Annotated in this window: 13 protein-coding genes and 4 tRNA genes; 6 read left to right on the forward strand and 11 right to left on the reverse strand. The window is 63.4% G+C overall.

Features of this window, described 5'->3' with window-relative positions:
• Positions 1 to 45: 45 nt before the first annotated feature.
• Genes rsgA through AAIL67_RS05280 form a run of 3 tightly spaced genes read right to left on the reverse strand, consistent with a single transcriptional unit; the run spans position 46 to position 2,697 of the window.
• On the reverse strand, positions 46 to 1,032 hold the full coding sequence (rsgA, locus tag AAIL67_RS05270) for a ribosome small subunit-dependent GTPase A (RefSeq protein WP_052052615.1): 987 nt from the start codon (positions 1,030 to 1,032) through the stop codon (positions 46 to 48).
• 5 nt (positions 1,033 to 1,037) lie between these two features.
• Positions 1,038 to 1,376 carry a 4a-hydroxytetrahydrobiopterin dehydratase gene (locus AAIL67_RS05275; protein ID WP_343483512.1) on the reverse strand — a complete coding sequence of 113 codons (339 nt, stop codon included), beginning with the start codon at positions 1,374 to 1,376 and terminating at the stop codon, positions 1,038 to 1,040.
• A 19-nt stretch (positions 1,377 to 1,395) separates the two neighbouring features.
• Complete coding sequence (locus tag AAIL67_RS05280; protein ID WP_343483513.1) at positions 1,396 to 2,697, reverse strand: M48 family metallopeptidase; 1,302 nt, start codon at positions 2,695 to 2,697, stop codon at positions 1,396 to 1,398.
• A 114-nt stretch (positions 2,698 to 2,811) separates the two neighbouring features.
• On the opposite strand from AAIL67_RS05280, the gene orn reads away from it, so the two are divergent.
• A complete protein-coding gene (gene orn / locus AAIL67_RS05285) occupies positions 2,812 to 3,336 on the forward strand; it encodes an oligoribonuclease (protein ID WP_003076776.1) in 525 nt (174 codons plus the stop codon).
• A gap of 283 nt (positions 3,337 to 3,619) precedes the next feature.
• Complete coding sequence (locus AAIL67_RS05290; RefSeq protein ID WP_003067821.1) at positions 3,620 to 5,722, forward strand: DEAD/DEAH box helicase; 2,103 nt, start codon at positions 3,620 to 3,622, stop codon at positions 5,720 to 5,722.
• A 179-nt stretch (positions 5,723 to 5,901) separates the two neighbouring features.
• Here AAIL67_RS05290 and AAIL67_RS05295 read toward each other — a convergent pair whose 3' ends face one another.
• From AAIL67_RS05295 to AAIL67_RS05330, 8 genes are all read right to left on the reverse strand, one after another.
• Positions 5,902 to 7,134, reverse strand: a complete 1,233-nt coding sequence (locus AAIL67_RS05295; protein WP_343483514.1) for a multidrug effflux MFS transporter — start codon at positions 7,132 to 7,134, stop codon at positions 5,902 to 5,904.
• Between the two features lie 158 nt (positions 7,135 to 7,292).
• Positions 7,293 to 7,368 (reverse strand) — tRNA-Lys (locus AAIL67_RS05300).
• Positions 7,369 to 7,417: 49 nt separating this feature from the next.
• Positions 7,418 to 7,493, reverse strand: a tRNA-Lys gene (locus tag AAIL67_RS05305).
• A 49-nt stretch (positions 7,494 to 7,542) separates the two neighbouring features.
• A tRNA-Lys gene (locus AAIL67_RS05310) sits at positions 7,543 to 7,618 on the reverse strand.
• 49 nt (positions 7,619 to 7,667) lie between these two features.
• Positions 7,668 to 7,743: transfer RNA gene (locus AAIL67_RS05315), tRNA-Lys, on the reverse strand.
• 79 nt (positions 7,744 to 7,822) lie between these two features.
• Complete coding sequence (locus tag AAIL67_RS05320) at positions 7,823 to 8,701, reverse strand: NAD(P)-dependent oxidoreductase (RefSeq protein WP_224649925.1); 879 nt, start codon at positions 8,699 to 8,701, stop codon at positions 7,823 to 7,825.
• 199 nt (positions 8,702 to 8,900) lie between these two features.
• A complete protein-coding gene (locus tag AAIL67_RS05325; protein WP_012837214.1) occupies positions 8,901 to 9,878 on the reverse strand; it encodes a GMP reductase in 978 nt (325 codons plus the stop codon).
• 199 nt (positions 9,879 to 10,077) lie between these two features.
• The gene (locus tag AAIL67_RS05330; RefSeq protein ID WP_343483515.1) at positions 10,078 to 10,725 is read right to left on the reverse strand and encodes a TetR/AcrR family transcriptional regulator; all 648 of its coding nucleotides are present in this window, start codon (positions 10,723 to 10,725) and stop codon (positions 10,078 to 10,080) included.
• A gap of 106 nt (positions 10,726 to 10,831) precedes the next feature.
• Between AAIL67_RS05330 and AAIL67_RS05335 the strand changes: the two genes are divergently transcribed.
• The 4 genes from AAIL67_RS05335 (at position 10,832) to AAIL67_RS05350 (ending at position 17,876) form a co-directional block, all read left to right on the forward strand.
• A complete protein-coding gene (locus AAIL67_RS05335) occupies positions 10,832 to 12,328 on the forward strand; it encodes an efflux transporter outer membrane subunit (protein ID WP_224649929.1) in 1,497 nt (498 codons plus the stop codon).
• A gap of 127 nt (positions 12,329 to 12,455) precedes the next feature.
• Positions 12,456 to 13,628: an HlyD family secretion protein gene (locus AAIL67_RS05340; RefSeq protein WP_343483516.1), complete on the forward strand. Its 1,173-nt coding sequence runs from the start codon at positions 12,456 to 12,458 to the stop codon at positions 13,626 to 13,628.
• Between the two features lie 7 nt (positions 13,629 to 13,635).
• The gene (locus tag AAIL67_RS05345) at positions 13,636 to 15,216 is read left to right on the forward strand and encodes a DHA2 family efflux MFS transporter permease subunit (RefSeq protein WP_343483517.1); all 1,581 of its coding nucleotides are present in this window, start codon (positions 13,636 to 13,638) and stop codon (positions 15,214 to 15,216) included.
• Between the two features lie 176 nt (positions 15,217 to 15,392).
• Complete coding sequence (locus AAIL67_RS05350; RefSeq protein ID WP_343483518.1) at positions 15,393 to 17,876, forward strand: UvrD-helicase domain-containing protein; 2,484 nt, start codon at positions 15,393 to 15,395, stop codon at positions 17,874 to 17,876.
• Positions 17,877 to 17,927: the final 51 nt, after the last annotated feature.

Raw genomic sequence — 17,927 nt, forward strand, 5'->3', positions numbered from 1 at the left:
ATTGCTCTCATATGGCGCGGCCCTCCGGCTTGGCTGGCCTCGCGCTCAGTAGCGGGGCTCCTGACTCAGTTCATCGAACAGCTCGCCATAGATCCGGTAGCGGTTGGCACTGATGGAGTGGGGGCTGTCCTGCGCTTCAACCTGGGCCATGACGGCGCAGCCAGGCTCATGCAGATGGGTGCAGTTGTAGAACTTGCACTGGTCCGCCAGCGCGCCGATGTCGGGCATGCAGGCGGCCAGTTGCGTGGCGGCAATGTGATAGAGGCCGAATTCCTGAAATCCTGGCGAGTCGATGATGGCGGTGGTGCGTGCCTCATCCACCCAGTACAAGGTGGTGCTGGTGGTGGTGTGCTTGCCGGTGTTCAGCGCCTGCGAGATTTCGTTGGTCGCCACCCTGGCGTCGGGCAGCAGCAAGTTGATCAAGGTGCTCTTGCCTACGCCCGAAGGACCGAGGACCAGTGTGGTCTTGCCTTGCAGCAGACCGATGATGGCGTCGCGATCCTCGTCGTCTGCATCTTCCAGCGACAGCGGCAGCACCATGTAGTGCGGTGCAGCGTTCGCGGCATCGCGCATGGTCCGGTAAGGCTCCAGCCGCTGCCAGGCGCGCAGGAAGGGCTCTTCCAGGTCCATCTTGTTGAGCGCAATGATGGGCTTGATGTGTGCGGCTTCGGCGGCGATCAGCGCGCGGGCGAGCTGCACTTCGCTGAATACCGGCTCGGCGGCTATCAGAATCAGGAGCTGGTCCAGGTTGGCGGCAAAGGTCTTGGTGCGAATGTCATCCTGGCGATAGAAGACGTTGCGGCGCTCCACGATTTTTTCGATCGTGCCCTCATCGCCCTGGCCGGGTGGGGGAGCCAGCCATTGCACATGGTCGCCCACCACGGCCTGGCTTTTCTTGCCGCGCGGGTGGCAGATGCGGCGCTCGCCGTCCGGGGTCTCGACCACGCAGTGGCGGCCATAGCTGGCGACCACCAGGCCTGTCTGGGTGTCGCCTGTTGCTTGGGCGCCTGGGCGCCGTCCTTGTTTGGCCATAAGGATCAGGCCGGATTCAGCAGTGCTTCGATGCGGCGTGCGCAGTCGATGTCGGTCTCGGAGATGCCGCCCACATCATGGGTGTTGAGGCTGACCTTGCAGCGGTTGTAGCCCACCTCCAGATCGGGGTGGTGGTCCTGCTGATGGGCAACCAGGGCCAGCGCGTTCACAAAGGCCATGGTTTCGTAGAAATTCACGAAACGGAAGGTCTTGCTGATGGCCGCGTTGCCGGCCAGCAGCTCCCAGCCCTCAAGGGTTGCCAACTGCTCTTGCACTTGCTCTGTGTTCAGGGCGCTGCGCTTGAGTTGGGACCAGTCTTTCTGTTGCAGTGTGGGTGTGCTCATGTCTGAAATCGTTGTGGTGTTACAAGCTGCCTGCAGGAGCCGGCATGCGCGCCAGGCGATCCACGGCAGGAGGGTGCGAATAGTAAAAGCTCACATACCATGGGTCTGGCGTGAGTGTGGAGGCATTGTCCTCGTAAAGCTTGAGCAGTGCCGAAGCCAGTTGTGCACCATCGGCCTGCTGCATGGCATAGGCATCGGCCTCGAACTCGTCGCGGCGCGACATGGCGGACATCAGCGGCGTGACGAAGAAGCTGAACACCGGCACCGCCAGCATGAACAGCAGCAGGGCCAGCGCATTGTTTTCGGCAGCCACGCCGATGTTCGGACCCAGCAGCACAGAGACTCCGAGTCCCGTGTAGAACCAGAGTTGCTGGCTGAGCCAGCCCAGCAGCGCAAAGCCCAGCAGCGAGACGCCGAGCATCAGGACCATGCGCTTGCTGATGTGCTTGTGCTTGAAGTGGCCCAGCTCGTGAGCCAGCACGGCTTCGACTTCGCCGGGGCTGAGCTGCCTGAGCAGGGTGTCAAAGAACACCACGCGCTTGGAATTGCCGAAACCCGTGAAATAGGCGTTGGCATGCGCCGAGCGGCGGCTTCCGTCCATCACGAACAGTCCCTTGGCCGCAAAGCCGCAGCGCTCCATCAGCCGGGTCACCCGGCTCTTGAGGCTTTCATCGGCCAGCGGCTCGAATTTGTTGAACAGCGGTGCAATAAAGCTGGGGAAAATCCACATCAGCAGCAGATTGAAAGCCGTCCAGGCGCCCCATGCCCAGAGCCACCACAGCGGGCCGGCCCCGCCCATGAGCCAGAGAATCAGGGCCGCCAGCGGCAGGCCGATGATGGCGCCCACCAGCGTCGACTTGAGCAGATCGGCCAGCCACAGGCCTGGCGTCATCTGGTTGAAGCCAAAGCGCTGCTCCAGTTTGAAGGTCTGATAGAGCGACAGGGGAAGCTCGATCAGCGCCGAGATCACGGCAAAGCTGGCAAGCAGCGCCAGCTGCTGCCACAGGCCGGGGCTGATGAATTCCAGCAGCCAGCGGTTGAGCCAGTCCAGCCCGCCCAGCAGCGTCCAGCACAGCAGCACGGCGGCCGACAGCGTGATGTCGACCAGCGACACCCTGGCCTTGGCCAGCGTGTAGTCGGCCGCCTTCTGATGGGCGGACAGGCTGATGCGATGGGCAAATGCCGGTGGCACGGCGCCGCGGTGGGTGGCCACATGGCGCACCTGGCGCGAAACAAGCCACACGCGCAGCAGCCATTGCAGGGCCACGGCCGTCGCAAACAGCAGCGAAAGTGCCAATGTGAAATCTAGTCTGGAAGCCATGTATTGGCAGTGTAGGCGACAATTTGCGCCATGTCTGAAGCTTCCTGTACGAATTCCGTCAGCGCCGCCCCCGTGGCCGCTACCCCACCGGTTCTGCCCAAATCCGATCTCAATATGGTGTGGCTGGACTGCGAAATGACGGGGCTGAACCCCGACCGCGACCGCATCATCGAGATTGCCGTGGTGGTCAGCAGCTCCGATCTGCAGATTCGCGTCGAAGGCCCGGTATTCGCCATTCATCAGTCCGACGAGCTGCTGGGCGGCATGGATGCCTGGAACAAGGGCACGCATGGAAAAAGCGGCCTGATCGACAAGGTCAAGGCTTCGACCATCAGCGAAGCCGAGGCGGAGGCCGCGCTGATTGCCTTTCTGGGCAAATACGTGCCCAAGGGCAAGACGCCGCTGTGCGGCAACAGCATTGGTCAGGACAGGCGCTTCATGGAGCGCTACATGCCCAAGCTCAATAATTTCTTTCACTATCGAAATATCGACGTGAGCACGCTCAAGGAGCTGGCCAAGCGCTGGAAGCCCGAGGCCTATACCTCCTTCAAGAAGGCGCAGCGCCACACGGCCCTGGCCGATGTGCACGAGTCCATCGACGAGCTGCAGCATTACCGCCAGCAACTGCTCAGCGTCTGATGGTGCGGTGGCGGGTCGGTATAGCCCTGCCACTTGCGGGAAAACCCGGTACATGCGACAATGCACTGCTTACCCGATCAATGGGTAATTTTTGCGCATCTCCATCACACACCGGGTTCTTACTTGCGTGCAACGGCCTGCCCAGCGCCGACACGACAAGCCATAACACCCATCTGCCCCGTTTTGCGAACGGGCCAGTCAAAGTCTGACGGTGGATGTTGATAACCAACCGTCAAAGAAGCGAGCAGCACGCTGACTGCGTCGCTTTTTGCGTGAGCTATTCATGACAGAAAACTCCCTGGAGCAGGGCCAAGTGGCCGCTGCTGATATTGCTTTGTCTTCTCCCGAACTCGATTCCCGTCTGGACGCCATGCTGGCCGACATGGACGCGGAAGACGCCGCTGTCGAAGAAACCCAAGCCGCCGACGAACCCAATGGCTTTGTAGAACTGGGTCTGGCCCCCGAACTGATCCAGGCCGTGACCGACCTGGGCTATACCCAGCCTACCGCTGTGCAGCTGCAAGCGATTCCCCTGGCCATGGGCGAAGGTGCCGATGCCGACGGCTTCATCGACCTGATGGTCTCCAGCCAGACCGGCTCCGGCAAGACTGCCGCCTTCCTGCTGCCCGTGCTGCACACCCTGATCAAGCAGCGTGCCGTGGCCGATGCGGCCGCCAAGGCTGAATTCGAGCGCCTGTGCGCCGAAGCTGCGGCCAAGGGCGAGCCCGCTCCCAAGCGCAACAAGCGCAAGGACCCCACCAACGCCCGCAACTTCAAGGCCGCCGTGCCCGGCGCCCTGGTGCTGTGCCCCACGCGTGAGCTGGCCCAGCAGGTGGCGCATGACGCCATCGAGCTGGTCAAGCACTGCCGCGGCATCCGCATCGCCAACGTGGTGGGCGGCATTCCTTACCAGCTGCAAATCGCCAAGCTGCAGAACGCCGATCTGGTGGTGGCCACTCCCGGCCGTCTGCTGGACCTGCAGCGCTCCATGCAGATCAAGCTGGACAAGGTGCAGTTCCTGGTGGTCGACGAAGCCGACCGCATGCTGGACCTGGGCTTCTCCGACGATCTGGCCGAAGTCAACCAGCTGACGGCCGAGCGCAAGCAGACCATGATGTTCAGCGCCACGTTTGCTCCCCGCATTCAGCAACTGGCCATGCGCGTGATGCATGACGGCGGCGCCAACGTGAAGAAGATCACGATTGCCACGCCCCAGGAGAAGCACGCCAACATCAAGCAGGCACTGTTCTGGGCCGACAACATGCAGCACAAGCGCAAGCTGCTGGACCACTGGCTGCGTGACAGCAGCATCAACCAGGCCATCGTGTTTGCGTCCACCCAGGTGGAATGTGACGGTCTGGCCAACGATCTGCAGCAGGACGGTTTCTCTGCCGTGGCCCTGCACGGTGCTCTGAGCCAGGGCCTGCGCAACCGCCGCCTGATGGCGCTGCGCAACGGCCAGGTGCAGATCCTGGTGGCCACCGATGTGGCTGCTCGCGGTATCGACGTGCCCACCATCACCCACGTCTTCAACTACGGCCTGCCGATGAAGGCTGAAGACTACACCCACCGTATCGGTCGTACCGGTCGTGCGGGCCGCGAAGGCGTGGCCGTGACGTTTGCGGAATTCCGCGACCGTCGCCGCGTGTTCGACATCGAAGGCTATACCCGCCAGCAGTTCAAGGCCGAGACCATTCCCGGCATGGAACCCCAGCAGCGTTTCCCCGCCTCTGGCGAGCGTGACGGTCGTCGTGGCGGCGGCGCCGGTGGTCGCGGTGGCTTCGGTGGTCGTCGCGATGGCGAAGGCTACGGCCGCAAGTCCGGCTTCGGCAGCTTCGGCGGCGGCCGTGGCAATGATCGCGGTGGTTTCGGTGGCGACCGTGGCGGTGACCGTTTCGGTGGCGATCGCGCCGGTTTTGGTGCACCTCGCGGTGATCGCTTTGCCGATCGCGGCGGCGACCGTGGTGGTGATCGCGGCTTCGGCGGTGGCCGCCCCAGCTTCGGTGGCGAGCGTCAAGAGCGCAGCTTCGAGCGTCGTGATGATCGCGGCAGCTTTGGTGGCGATCGCGGCGGTTTCCGTGGTGGCGAGCGTCAAGAGCGCAGCTTCGGCGGCGGCGAATCGCGTGGCGGCTTCGGTGGTGGTGCCCAGCGCCGTGAAGGCGGCGATTTCGGTCGCAAGAGCTTTGGCGGTGGCCGTGAAGGCGCTCATGCCGGTGCTCCCCGCGAAGGTGGCTTTCGTGGTGGTGAATCGCGCGGCTTCGGCGGCGGCGATCGTCGTCCTGCCTTTGGTCAGGGTGCCGGCAAGCCTTATCAGCCCCATGGCGAACGTGGTGGTGAGCGCAGCTTCGAGCGCAAGCCCCGCGCACCGCGTCGCGACGAGCGTTGATCGCTGATTCGGGCTACGGCCCGAAGCATGAAAAAAGCCGGCTCTTGAAGCCGGCTTTTTGTTGCCCGTGCAGGGCTGGGATAGCTCTTGAAAAGAGAGCTGCTGGCGCATGTCATTCAAGGATTTCAGATACTTTCCAATCTGAAGTCTATGAATGACGTGCGGTAGCAGCTCCTTTTTTAATGCTCGGAGGCATGGCGGCCGATGTCCGGCCAGCGGTGGTGCAGATAGATCCAGGCGACCAGACCGATCAGCATCATCAGAATCGAGCCCGTGGCCAGCAGTGCGGCCGAATGCATGACCAGCGGTGCAATCACGCCGGCCACAAAGCCGTTGGCCACCGAGCCCACCACAGCCTGCAGCGAGGAGGCCAGGCCGCGCCGCGCAGGGTGGATGTCCAGCACCAGCAGCGTCACCACGGGCACCATCAGCGCCCAGCCGTAGGCGAACAGGCTGATGGGAATCAAGGCCCAGCTCACATGGGCGGGCCAGATCAGATTGGCCACCAGATTGATGATGGAGGTCACGCACATCACCAGAAAGCCGTGGCGGATCTGGCGCTTGGGCGGGATGCGTCCGGCCAGGCGTCCGCTGGTCCAGCTGCCGGCCATGATGCCACCGATGGTGGCGATGAAGAACCAGAAGAACTGCGTGGGCTCCAGCTGCAAGATATCGCCCAGAAAAGCCGGTGCCGACAGCAGATAGAGAAACATGCCGTTGAACGGAATGCCGCTGGCCAGGGCCAGCAGCAGAAAGCGCGGATCGGTGAGCAAGATGCCATAGCCCTGCATCAGCGGTCTGAACTGGAAGGGCTGGCGTTTTTGTGGCGGCAGCGATTCGGGCAGAAACTTGGCGTTGATGAGCCAGAGCAGCACGCCCACGATGCTCAGGAACCAGAACACGGCCTGCCAGCTCAGGTGCACGAACAGCCAGCCGCCAATCACGGGAGCCAGCGCCGGCGCCACGCCGAAGAAGATGGTGATCTGCGCCATCACGCCCTGGGCCTGGGTCGGCGGAAATATGTCGCGCACGATGGCGCGCGAGACCACGATGCCGGCGCCGGTGGATAGGCCCTGCAGCGTGCGGAAGATCACCAGCTGGGTGATGTTTTGCGACAGCGCGCAGCCGGCCGAGGCGATGGTGAACATCACCAGTCCCCAGAGGATGACGGGGCGGCGTCCGAAGCTGTCGGCCAGGGCGCCATGAAACAGGTTCATGAAGGCAAAGCCCAGCAGGTAGGCAGACAGGGTCTGCTGCATTTCTACGGGGGTTGCGCCCAATGCCTTGGCAATGCCCGAGAAGGCGGGAATATAGGTGTCAACCGAGAACGGGCCGAGCATGCCGAGAATGGCAAGCAGCATGGCCAGAGTCCAACGCGGTCCGCGCCAGAACGTGGAGAGGTCGTTTTGCATAGTGAGTCTTGGGTGGGCAAATACTGCCCGGGGATGCCTGCATGATGCCTGATATGGCGCGGCTCCGGTGTCGGCGCCCATGCTTTTGCAGATTCGGCGGCGCTTGGGCGCGGCCAAGAAAAAAGCCAAAGTTCCTGAGAACTTTGGCTTTTGAATTGTGGTGGGCCCTGAGTGATTCGAACACTCGACCAACGGATTAAGAGTCCGCTGCTCTACCAACTGAGCTAAGAGCCCGCCGGATAAACCGGAGGATCAATCTGAAGAATCAGACCGAATAAATTTTTGGTGGGCCCTGAGTGATTCGAACACTCGACCAACGGATTAAGAGTCCGCTGCTCTACCAACTGAGCTAAGAGCCCGCCGGATAAACCGGAGGATCAACCTGAAGAATCAGACTGAAGAAATTTTTGGTGGGCCCTGAGTGATTCGAACACTCGACCAACGGATTAAGAGTCCGCTGCTCTACCAACTGAGCTAAGAGCCCGCCGGAGTAAATCCGGAGGATCAATCTGAAGAATCAGACTGAAGAAATTTGGTGGGCCCTGAGTGATTCGAACACTCGACCAACGGATTAAGAGTCCGCTGCTCTACCAGCTGAGCTAAGAGCCCCACACAACGCCTGCGCTGCAAGCGAGACCGCAATTATGCGCTAATTCTGGAGGGCTTGCAGGAAAACCCGCGGGTTTTTTTAATCCAGTGCGTTGCGGCGTTGCAATTCCACGAACAGGCCCGCCTGATCCAGGTCGCCCAGGCCGTTTTTCACGCCCTCGGCATAGAGCTGCTCCAGCAGGCCGGTGATGGGCGCGTCAAAGCCGACTTCCTCGGCCGTGGCGATGGCGTTGCGCATGTCCTTGAGCTGCACCGTCATGCGCCCACGTGGCGCAAAGTCGTGCTTGACCATGCGTTCGCCATGCACTTGCAGGATGCGGCTGTCGGCAAAGCCGCCGGAGATGGCTTCACGCACCTTGGCAGGGTCGGCACCGCCGCGTTCGGCCAGCAGCAGGGCTTCGGCCACGGCACCGATGGTGATGCCCACGATCATCTGGTTGGCCAGTTTCGCGAGCTGGCCTGCGCCGTGCGGGCCCACATGGGTGGCACGGCCCAGCGCGGCAAAGACAGGCAGGGCATGTTCGAAATCCGCAGCCTCGCCACCGGCCATGATGGCCAGGGTGCCGGCTTGCGCACCCAGCGTGCCGCCCGAGACGGGGGCATCCAGATGCCGCAGGCCCAGCGCGGCAAGCTTGCCGGCATGTTCACGCGCTTCGCGTGGCTGGATGGAGGCCATGTCGATGAACAGCGAGCCCTTGGGCATGGCGTCGGCAACCCCCAGCGTGAACAGCACTTCGCCCACGATGGCGCCGCTCTCCAGCAGGCTCACGGCGAAGTCCACACCGCGCACGGCATCTGCCGCGCTGTCGTGGATGCTCGCGCCATCGGCAGCCAGCGGCTCGGCCTTGGCGCGCGTGCGGTTCCAGACGTGGACCTCATGGCCGGCCTGGGCCAGGCGGCGGGCCATGGGCAGGCCCATCATGCCCGTGCCCAGAACTGCGATCTTCAATGTGTTCATGGCGTTGTTTCCCTGGAGCTTTTATGAATGACGACATGCTAAGCCCTGGTGAAGGCCGCAATCGCGGCCATGATCACAGATCAGTTGTGCGCGCAGGATGCAGAAAAAGGGACAGCTGAAAACAACAAGGGCAGCCTGAGCTGCCCTTGATGCTTTTTTTGGAGGTTCACCTTCGCGCTGGTGAGTCGCGCTTTACGGCCTACATCAGCAGATGCTCGCCGGCGTTGTCGCCGCCGAGGATGACGTAGTTGACCTTGCGGATGTCCATGAGCTTGGTGCCGCCTGCGTAGCTGATGGAGGACTGCACGTCCTGCTGCATCTCGACCAGCGTATTCATCAGCGGGCCCTTGACGGGCTCCAGAATGCGCTTGCCTTCCACATGCTTGTACTCGCCCTTGTTGAAGTCGGAGGCCGAGCCGTAGTATTCCTTGAACAGTTGGCCGTCCACTTCCACGGTCTTGCCGGGCGATTCTTCATGGCCCGCAAACAGGGAGCCAATCATCACCATGGTGGCACCGAAACGGATGCTCTTGGCGATGTCGCCGTGGCTGCGGATGCCGCCGTCGGCAATGATGGGCTTGGTCGCCACGCGGGCGCACCACTTGAGCGCCGACAGCTGCCAGCCGCCCGTGCCGAAGCCGGTCTTGAGCTTGGTGATGCAAACCTTGCCGGGACCCACGCCGACCTTGGTTGCGTCCGCACCCCAGTTTTCGAGGTCGATCACGGCCTCGGGCGTGGCGACGTTGCCGGCAATCACAAAGGCCGCAGGGATCTTGGCCTTGATGTAGGCAATCATGTTCTTCACGCTCTCGGCATGGCCGTGGGCAATGTCGATGGTGATGTATTCGGGGCAGATGCCGTCGGCCACGAAACGGTCCACCGTCTCGTAGTCCGGCTGCTTGACACCCAGAGAGATGGAGGCAAACAGTCCCTTGGACTGCATGTCCTTGGTGAAGGCCACGTTGTCGATGTCAAAACGGTGCATCACATAGAAGAAACCGTTTTGTGCCAGATAAGTGCAGATCTTCTCGTCCACCACCGTCTTCATGTTGGCGGGCACCACAGGCAGCTTGAAGCTGCGGTTGCCCAGCACGACGCTGGTGTCACATTCCGAACGGCTTTCCACGCGGCACATGCGGGGCAGCAGAAGAATGTTGTCGTAGTCGAAGATTTCCATGGTTCCAAGCTCCGGAAAAGGTCACGGCGGGAATCTCACCCACCTCAATTTTCAAGGATAGGCGCTTGGCTTGGAGCCCGGTTTTTGGCGGTGCCGGCATGCAGCAGGCAAAAAAAACCGGACCTCAAAAAACTTGGGCCCGGTGATTGATTCTATACGGCGCTGGCGCAAATCGTATGTCCAGACATCGTTATGAGGGTTATAAGGATTTTCTTATAGAGTCGCTCTTGTCCTGCGTCTCACCCGATGTGCCATAGACCCGCATGAAGGCATCCACGGCGCGCTCGGTGCACAGGACAATCTCCTGCGCAGTAGGGGCGGGCAGGTGCTGGAACATGAAGCGCGGCAGCAGCTCGGCCTCCAGCAGCGCCAGCAGATGATGGCGCATGACCTCGGTATCGGCGCGGCGCAGCAGGCTGCGCTCTATGCCCTGCTGTAAAAAGGCGTTGATGGCAGCATTGCCGCGCGCCGGCCCCATGTCCCAGCAGCGTTGGCCGATATTGGCGCGCCCGCCTTCGGAAACCAGCAGGCGGCGCACGGCCATCACCTCCGGCGAATACAGCAGACCCAGGAAACGCTGGCCAAAGTTGCACAGCGTCTGCGCCGCATCGTCATTGCCGGTCTGCAGCGCCAGCATGGTGTTCTGGAAGTCGGCCTCGGAGGCCTGGAACATCACCTCCAGAAACAGCGCTTCCTTGGACGGGAAGTAGTTGTAGAGCGTGGCCTTGGAGCCGCCCAGCCGCGTGCAGATCTCGGACATGGAAGTGCGCTCGAAGCCCAGTTCGCCAAAGGTGGCCGCTGCAACGTCAATGATGGCTTGTCGCTTTTCTTCCGTTTTGGTGCGCATGGGGCGAAATGTCCTGGGGCGGTTGTGATGTCTTTCAGTGTAGCGCTTGCGATCTCAAACGCTGGAAATATATACTGTACCGTACAGTTTATTATTAAAGTATTTCATGACTCAATGCATAGCCGCCGCGCCGCAGAGGATTCGGCGCGGGCGCCATGGCTGGTGGGTTCTGGGCTTGCCGGCGGTTCTGGCAGCCTGTGCCCAGATTCCCGAATGGGAGGGCAAGGCCGTATTGGCGCAGCCCGTGCCCGAGACTCTGCAGGCTGCAAGCCATGTCCCGCCCATGGACTGGCCCACCCAGCAATGGTGGCTGCGCTATGGCGACGCACAGCTCGATCAGCTGATCGCCGAGGCTCTGGAGGGCGCTCCCGATATGGCGGCCGCCGCAGCCCGCGTGCAGCAGGCCAGGGCCATGCTGGGTGTGAGCGAAGCAGCTTCGGCGCCGCAGCTTTCTGCCCGCGCCTCGGTCAGCGAGGACAAGCTCAGCTACAACCATCTGACGCCAGAGGCCTTCGCGCCGCGCGGCATGAATGACTACGGCCGCGCCACGCTGGACCTGAGCTGGTCGCTGGATCTGTGGGGCAAGCAGCGCGCAGCCGTGGCCGCCGCTGCCGGCGAGCTGGCAGCGCGCGAGGCCGATGCAGCCCAGGCGCGTCTCTTGCTGTCCAGCAATGTGGCCCTGGCCTATGCGCAGCTGCTGCGCCTGGCCGCCAATGCGCAGACGCTGGAGCAATCGGTGCAGGTGCGCCGGACCACGGCCGAGTTGTTTGAGCAGCGCTATGCCAACGGGCTCGAAAACCAGGGCAGCGTGCACAGCGCCAAGGCGCGTCTGGCAGCCGCGCAGGCCGAGCTGGCGCAGGTGCAGGAGCAGGTCGCGTTGCAGCGCAACAGCATTGCTGCGCTGATCGGAGCCGCGCCCGATCGTGGTGCTGCCATCGTGCTCGATGCCGGGCGCCTGCAATCGCCGTGGCAGCAGCAATGGGCCTTGCCCGAGCAGTTGCCGGCGCATCTGCTGGGCCGTCGCCCCGATGTGGTGGCGGCCCGCCTGCAGGCACAGGCGCTGGAGTCGCGCGTGGCATCGCAGCAGGCCGAGTTCTATCCCGATGTGAATCTCAGCGCCTTTGTCGGCGTGCAGTCGCTGGGCCTGGACATGCTGAGCCGCAGCGGCTCCGGCATCGCCAGCCTGGGCCCGGCCGTCAGCCTGCCGATCTTCAATGGCGGCCGCTTGCGCTCGCAACTGGGGGCAGCGCGTGCCCGTTATGACGAGGCGGTGGCCCAGTACCGCAGCACGCTCAACCGGGCCTTGCAGGAGGTGGCGGACAACGCCGTCAGCCAGCGAGCTCTGCAGCAGCAGATGACGGTCATGCAGCAGGCCGTGACGGCCGCGACCGAGGCGCATCGCGTGGCGCGCAACCGCTATGAGGGCGGGCTGGCGCGCTATCTCGATGTGCTGTCGGCTGAAGACCAGTTGCTGGCCAGCGTGCGCCAGCTGGTCGATGTGCAGTCGCGTGCGCTGACGCTCGATATCAGTCTGCATCGCGCACTGGGCGGCGGCTGGAGCGAGTCAGCCGGCGCCCTTGCTGCGGCCACGCCAAAGGCCTGAGCCACTTTCCAGAACTGAATCACGACTTGCGCAAAACAGGTTCGGGCAAGACGACTGCCTCAGCAGGCAGGCTGTGATTGCAGTCTTGTTTGCGTGACTCCCATGAATATTTCCGAGGTTTTTTTGTATGACTGAAAACGCTTCTTCCGTGAGCGCGAATCCCGCTGCGCGCGAACAGCGCCGCAACCGGTTGCTGGCCGGGCTGGCTGGCGTGGTGCTGCTTGGCGGTGCGGTTGCCGGCGCCTATTGGTGGCTGCATGCCTCCCGCTTCGTCTCCACCGATAACGCCTATGCGGCGGCCGAGGTGGCGCAGGTCACGCCCTCCATAGGCGGCACGGTGCTGGAGGTGCTGGTCAGGGACACCCAGGCCGTGAAGCAAGGCGATGTGCTGGTGCGCATCGATCCCACGGACGCCAGGCTGGCACTGGCCCAGGCCGAGGCCGAGCTGGCCCGTGCCACGCGCCGCGTCAAGGGCTATGTGGCCAATGATGGCGGCCTCAAGGCCCAAGTGACGGCGCGCGAGGCCGACGAAAAGCGCGCGGCCGCGCAGTTGTCGGCGGCCGAGGCCGATATGGAACGTGCCACCATCGACCTGCAGCGGCGCCAGGCCCTGGCCAAGAGCGGTTCGGTCTCGGGCGAGGAGCTGACGCAGGCGCAGAACGCTTTTGCCGCAGCCAAGGCGCAGCTGGCATCGGCCGTGGCCGCGCAGGCACAGGCCAGGGCCAACCGCGAAGCCGCCGTGGGCGCCAAGCAGGTCAACGCCACCTTGATCGAGGGCGCGGATGCCGAAACCAATCCCGAGGTGCAGCTGGCGCAGGCGCGCCGCGATCAGGCTCAGGTCGATCTGGATCGCAGCACGGTGCGCGCTCCCGTCGATGGCGTGGTGGCCAGGCGCAGCGTGCAGATCGGGCAGCGCGTGCAGGCCGGCGCGCCCTTGATGACGGTGGTGCCGGTGCAGCAGATCTATGTGGATGCCAACTTCAAGGAAGGCCAGCTGGGCAAGGTGCGCGTGGGCCAGCGCGTGCAGCTGCAGTCCGATCTGTACGGCAGCGATGTGAAGTACAGCGGCACTGTGGTGGGCTTCAGCGGCGGCTCCGGATCGGCGTTTGCGGCCATTCCCGCGCAGAACGCCACGGGCAACTGGATCAAGGTGGTGCAGCGCCTGCCAGTGCGCATTCAGCTCGATGCCGCCGAGCTGGCCAGGAACCCGCTGCGCGTGGGCCTGTCCATGCAGGTGACGGTGGACACCCGCAGCGGCCCTGCCGACGCAGCCGGCGTGGCGACCACGGCCGCGCAGTGAGCGTCTCATGAGCGATCACAACGCAAGTGCGGCCACGGCGGCCGATGCGCCTGCCGTGCCCATGGCCGCTGGCATGGTGCCGCTGACGGGGGGCACGCTGTGGCTGGCGGCCCTGGTGCTGGCCGCGGCCAATTTCATGGCCGTGCTGGACATGACGGTGGCCAATGTCTCCGTGCCCAGCATTGCCGGCAACCTGGGCGCGACCACCAGCCAGGGTACCTGGGTCATCACCAGCTATGCGGTGGCCGAGGCCATCACCGTGCCGCTGACCGGCTGGCTGGCGGCGCGCTTCGGTGCGGTGCGCGTGTTTGCCACGGCCATGGGCTTGTTCGGTCTGGCATCGCTGCTGTGCGGCCTGGCCAATTCGCTGGGCATGCTGGTGTTTGCGCGCATCTTGCAGGGTCTGGCCGGCGGCCCACTGATGCCGCTGTCCCAGTCGCTGCTGCTGCGTATCTTTCCGCCGCGCATGGCGCCCGCGGCCATCGGCCTGTGGTCCATGACCACGCTGATCGCGCCCGTGCTGGGCCCCATCGTGGGCGGCTGGATCTGCGACGAGTACACCTGGCACTGGATCTTTCTGATCAACATCCCGGTGGCCCTGGTCTGCGCGTTTGCGGTCTGGCATCTGGTCAGGCGCTACGAGCAGCCGCTGCTCAAGAACCCCATAGACACCGTGGGCCTGATGTTGCTCATCGTCTGGGTGGGTTCGCTGCAGCTGATGCTGGACGAAGGCAAGAACCTGGACTGGTTTGCCTCGCCCATGATCGTGGTGCTGGCCGTGGTGGCCGTGGTGGGCTTTGCGGCCTTCATGATCTGGGAGCTGCATGCCGAGCACCCGATCGTGGATTTGCGCGTCTTCAGGCACCGCGGCTTTTCCATGGCCGTGCTGACCATCAGTCTGGCATTTGCGGCCTTCTTTGCCGTCAATGTGCTCACGCCGCTGTGGCTGCAGAGCTTCATGGGCTACACGGCCACGCTGGCGGGTCTGGTCACGGCCTGGACGGGGCTGTTCGCGCTGTTTGTGGCGCCGGCCGCCGCGGGGCTGGCGGCCCGGGTGGACCCGCGTCGGCTGATCTTTGGCGGCGTGTTCTGGATGGGCGTGATCACCTGCTGGCGCGCGTTCGCCACGACGGACATGGGCTATTGGGACATCGCCCTGCCGCTGATGTTCATGGGGCTGGGTCTGCCGTTCTTCTTCATACCGACCACCGGGCTGGCGCTGGCCAGCGTGGAGCCGCAGGAGATGGACAACGCCGCCGGCCTGATGAACTTTCTGCGCACCCTCTCGGGTGCGGCCGCGGTCTCCGTGGTCAACACGGCCTGGGAGAACGGCACGACGCGCAAGCATGCGGATCTGGTGGGTTTGAGCGATGCCAGCGGCGAGGTGCTGCACGGACTGCAGCAGTCGGGCATGAGTCCCGATGCGGCGCTGTCGGCGCTCGATCAGCTCATCACCAGCCAGAGCGTGATGCTGGCCACCAATCAGATCATGTTCATCATCGCGGGCGGTTTTGTGCTGGCGGCCTGTGCGATCTGGCTGGCACCGAGGCCGAGCCGCACGGTCGAGCCCGGTGCGGGCGGACACTGATTGCCGTGGCGTGAATGAATTGATAGCTGCTTGCGCTTGATATGCATTAATTTCAGATATGAAGATGTCTGAAATCCATATGCATCAAGCGCAAGCAGCTTTTCTTTCAGGAGCATGAAGCCGCGAAAGCAGCAGCAAGTCGAAGGGAGTCGCCAGCATTTCTACAATGGGGGGCTATGTTCCCGATCGACCTGCTTGACTCCGCGCCAGACGGTGCAAATTCCGGCGCCAATCCCGCCTCTCACTCGCCCCTGCTGACCGGCCTCAACGATGAGCAGCTGGCCGCGGTGACCCTGCCTGCGGGCCATGCGCTGATTCTGGCGGGTGCCGGCTCGGGCAAGACGCGTGTGCTCACCACACGCATCGCCTGGCTGCTGCAGACCGGGCAGGCCACGCCCGGCTCCATCATGGCCGTGACCTTCACCAACAAGGCCGCCAAGGAGATGCTCACGCGTCTGTCGGCCATGCTGCCCTACAACGTGCGCGGCATGTGGATCGGCACGTTCCATGGGCTGTGCAACCGACTGCTGCGCGCTCACTATCAGGCCGCGAAGTTGCCCCAGGCGTTCCAGATTCTGGATACGCAAGACCAGCTCTCGGCCATCAAGCGCCTGTGCAAGCAGTTCAATGTGGACGATGAGCGCTTTCCGCCCAAGCAGCTGATGTACTTCATTGCGGGCTGCAAGGAAGAGGGCATGCGCCCTGGCGATGTGGTGGCGACCGACCCCGACACTCGCAAGAAAGTGGAGCTGTACCAGCTCTACGAAGAGCAATGCCAGCGTGAAGGCGTGGTTGATTTTGGCGAGCTGATGCTGCGCAGCTACGAGCTGCTGCGTGACGATTCCCATCTGCGCCACCACTATCAGCGCCGCTTTCAGCACATTCTGGTGGACGAGTTCCAGGACACCAACAAGCTGCAGTACCAGTGGCTCAAGCAGCTGGCGGGCGACGATGTGGGCGGGCGCTACGAGTCGGCAGCCAGCGTGATTGCCGTGGGCGACGACGACCAGAGCATCTATGCCTTTCGCGGAGCACGCGTGGGCAATATGGCGGACTTCATCCGCGAGTTCGACGTCAAAAACCAGATCAAGCTGGAGCAGAACTACCGCAGCTACAGCAACATCCTCGACTGCGCCAACGCCCTCATCAGCCACAACAGCAACCGCCTTGGCAAGAACCTGCGCACCAGCCAGGGTCCGGGCGAGCCGGTGCGTATCTACGAAGCGCCCAGCGATCTGGCCGAGGCTGCGTGGATGGTCGACGAGATCAAGCAGCTGGTCAGAAACGATGGCTTCACGCGCCAGGAAATTGCCGTGCTCTACCGCAGCAATGCGCAGAGCCGGGTGATCGAGTCGGCGCTGTTCAATTCCAAAATTCCCTACCGTGTGTACGGCGGCCTGCGCTTTTTCGAGCGTGCCGAAATCAAGCATGCGCTGGCCTATCTGCGCCTGCTGGAGAACCCGCACGACGACACCAGTTTCCTGCGCGTGGTGAACTTTCCCGCACGCGGCATCGGCGCGCGCACGATCGAAGTCCTGCAGGACACGGCACGCAGCAGCGGCACCTCGCTGAGCGACGCCGTCACCGCCGTGGGCGGCGCGGCCGGCACCAAGCTGCAGGGCTTTGTGGCCCAGATCGATGTGCTGCGCGAGCAGACGCAGGGGCGCACGCTGCGTGAAATCATCGAGACCGTGGAAGAGCAAAGCGGGCTGATCGAGCATTACCGCAACGAGAAAGAGGGCGCGGACCGCATCGAGAACTTGCAGGAGCTGGTCACGGCTGCCGAGAGCTTTGTGACCCAGGAAGGCTTTGGCCGCGATGCCGTGGCCATGCCGCTGGACGAGCAGCAGAATGCGCCGCAGCTGAGCCAGTCACCCGTCAGCCAGGGGCTGGACCCGAATCAGCCGCTGCTGGACGAGGTGCTCAGGGCGCCGGCCGGTACGGCAGCCTCCATGGTCAATGCCGATACCGGCGAGACACTGTCGCCGCTGCAGGCCTTTCTGGTGCATGCGGCACTGGAAGCGGGCGACAACCAGGCCCAGGCCGGCCAGGATGCCGTGCAACTGATGACCGTGCATGCCTCCAAGGGCCTGGAGTTCGATGCCGTGTTCATCGGCGGTGTGGAGGAAGGCCTGTTCCCGCACGAGAACGCCATGATGGATCGTGGCGGTCTGGAGGAGGAACGGCGTCTGGCCTACGTGGCCATCACGCGTGCGCGCAAGCGTCTGTATCTGAGCCATTCGCAGACGCGCATGCTGCATGGCCAGACGCGTTACAACGTCAAGAGCCGCTTCTTTGACGAGCTGCCTGAAGAAGCGCTCAAGTGGATCACGCCCAGGCAAAGCGGCTTTGGCAGTTTTGCGCCCTCTTCAGGCGCCGGTGGTGCCTGGGGGTCAAGGGCTGGAGGTCAATACGGCTCGGGCTCGGGCTGGGGCGGCAAGCAGAGCGAAGTCTTTGCCAGCCCGCCCGTGCCGCAGCAAAAGGCCGAGCCCGCGCACGGCATCAAGGCCGGTATCGCGGTGTTCCACAACAAGTTCGGCGAGGGCAAGGTGCTGGCGGTGGAAGGCACGGGTGACGATGCACGTGCCCAGGTCAGCTTCGGCCGTCATGGCACCAAGTGGCTGGCGCTGGCGATTGCCAAGCTGACGATTGTGGATTGAGGTTCGCGGGCCGTTGGGACATGAAAAATGCCGCCAGCATCACGCTGGCGG

Origin of the sequence: Comamonas sp. A7-5 (assembly GCF_039581385.1) — a bacterium.
Lineage (GTDB): Bacteria > Pseudomonadota > Gammaproteobacteria > Burkholderiales > Burkholderiaceae_C > Comamonas > Comamonas thiooxydans.